This is a genomic window from Pseudomonas sp. NPDC087817 (assembly GCF_044742875.1).
In the GTDB taxonomy this organism is placed as follows: Bacteria; Pseudomonadota; Gammaproteobacteria; order Pseudomonadales; family Pseudomonadaceae; genus Aquipseudomonas.
This window is the reverse complement of the sequence record NZ_JBIUVJ010000152.1, coordinates 1-2,671: the sequence shown is the minus strand read 5'-3', so window position 1 is coordinate 2,671 and position 2,671 is coordinate 1. Positions and strand designations below refer to the sequence as shown.

Genomic DNA, 2,671 nt, shown 5'->3' with positions numbered 1-2,671 from the left:
TTGAGGCCCTGACCTGCATGACCCACCGCGGTGGGATTAATGCCGACGGCAAGACCGGTGACGGTTGCGGTCTGCTGATTCAAAAGCCTGATGCGTTCCTGCGCGCCATTGCTCAGGAAACCTTCAGTGTCGAGTTGCCCAAGCAATACGCTGTGGGCATGGTCTTCTTCAACCAGGATCCGGCCAAGGCCGAAGCCGCTCGCGAAAACATGAATCGCGAGATCCTTGCCGAAGGCCTGCAACTGATCGGCTGGCGCAAAGTGCCGATCGACACCAGCGTCCTCGGCCGCCTGGCCCTTGAGCGCCTGCCGCAGATCGAGCAGGTGTACATCGGCGGTGAAGGCCTGAGCGATCAGGACATGGCGGTCAAGCTGTTCAGCGCCCGTCGTCGCTCGTCGGTCTCCAATGCCGTCGATTCCGACCACTACATCTGCAGCTTTTCGCACAAGACCATCATTTATAAAGGGCTGATGATGCCGGCCGATCTGGCCGCGTTCTATCCAGACCTGAGTGACGAGCGCCTGCAAACCGCGATCTGCGTGTTCCACCAGCGCTTCTCCACCAACACCTTGCCGAAGTGGCCGCTGGCGCAGCCATTCCGCTTCCTCGCCCACAACGGCGAGATCAACACCATTACTGGTAACCGCAACTGGGCACAGGCCCGACGGACCAAGTTCACCAATGATCTGATGGATCTGGAAGAGCTCGGCCCGCTGGTCAACCGTGTCGGTTCCGACTCCTCGAGCATGGACAACATGCTGGAGCTGATGGTCACCGGCGGCATCGACCTGTTCCGTGGCGTGCGGATGATCATTCCGCCTGCGTGGCAGAACGTCGAAACAATGGACCCGGATCTGCGTGCGTTCTACGAGTACAACTCGATGCACATGGAACCGTGGGACGGCCCGGCCGGCGTGGTCATGACCGACGGTCGCTACGCAGTGTGCCTGCTCGACCGTAACGGTCTGCGCCCGGCGCGCTGGGTCACCACCACCAACGGTTTCATCACTGTTGCTTCGGAAATCGGCGTGTGGAACTACCAGCCCGAAGACGTGATCGCCAAGGGCCGTGTCGGTCCGGGGCAGATCCTCGCCGTGGACACCGAAACCGGGCAGATCCTCGACACTGACGCGATCGACAACCGTCTGAAATCCCGTCATCCGTACAAGCAATGGCTGCGCAAGAATGCCCTGCGCATCCAGGCGACCATGGAAGACAACGACCACGGTTCGGCGTTCTACGACGTCGATCAGCTCAAGCAGTACATGAAGATGTATCAGGTCACGTTCGAAGAGCGTGATCAGGTACTGCGCCCGCTCGGCGAACAAGGCTACGAAGCCGTGGGTTCGATGGGCGATGACACGCCGATGGCCGTGCTGTCCCAGCGCGTACGCACGCCGTACGACTATTTCCGTCAGCAGTTCGCGCAGGTCACCAACCCGCCGATCGACCCGCTGCGGGAAGCGATCGTGATGTCGCTGGAAATCTGCCTCGGTGCCGAGCGCAACATTTTCCAGGAGTCGCCGGAACATGCCTCGCGCGTGATCCTCAGCTCGCCGGTTATTTCCCCGGCCAAGTGGCGCTCGCTGATGAACCTCGACCGCCCGGGTTTCGAGCGGCAGATCATCGACCTCAACTACGACGAAAGCGTCGGCCTCGAAGCGGCGATCCGCAACGTTGCCGATCAGGCTGAAGAAGCCGTGCGAGCCGGGCGTACCCAGATCGTTCTGAGCGACCGCCATATCGCCCCGGGCAAGCTGCCGATCCACGCTTCGCTGGCGACCGGTGCAGTGCATCACCGTCTGACCGAAAAAGGCCTGCGCTGCGACTCCAACATCCTTGTTGAAACTGCGACCGCCCGTGACCCGCATCACTTTGCGGTGCTGATCGGTTTCGGCGCCTCGGCGGTGTATCCGTTCCTGGCTTACGAAGTGCTGGGTGACCTGATCCGTACCGGTGAAGTGCTGGGCGACCTCTACGAGGTGTTCAAGAACTACCGCAAAGGCATCACCAAAGGTCTGCTGAAGATTCTGTCGAAGATGGGTATCTCGACCATCGCTTCGTACCGTGGTGCGCAGCTGTTCGAAGCCATCGGTCTGTCCGAAGAGGTTTGCGACCTGAGCTTCCGTGGCGTGCCGAGCCGCATCAAGGGCGCGCGTTTCGTCGACATCGAAGCCGAGCAGAAAGCACTCGCCACCGAAGCCTGGAGCCCGCGCAAGCCGATCCAGCAGGGCGGTCTGCTGAAGTTCGTCCACGGTGGCGAATATCACGCCTACAACCCGGACGTGGTTAACACCCTGCAAGCCGCTGTGCAGCAGGGCGACTACGCCAAGTTCAAGGAATACACCTCGCTGGTGGACAACCGTCCGGTGTCGATGATCCGTGACCTGCTCAAGGTCAAGACCCTCGACACGCCGCTGGACATCAGCGAAATCGAACCGCTGGAATCGGTGCTCAAGCGCTTCGACTCCGCCGGCATCTCGCTGGGCGCACTGTCACCGGAAGCTCACGAAGCCCTGGCCGAAGCCATGAACCGTCTCGGTGCGCGTTCCAACTCCGGCGAAGGCGGCGAAGACCCGGCGCGCTACGGCACCATCAAGAGCTCTTTTATATAGCATGTGGAGACGTGTGTTTTCGTGTTAATGATGTAATTCTTGTTTTACGTATAATT

The 2,671-nt window shown here is 60.5% G+C and carries 1 pseudogene; it reads left to right on the top strand.

Annotation, left to right across the window (positions count from 1 at the left end):
- Positions 1-2,612: pseudogene (gene gltB / locus ACIONG_RS30230) on the top strand (glutamate synthase large subunit); the annotation flags it as partial.
- Positions 2,613-2,671: the final 59 nt, after the last annotated feature.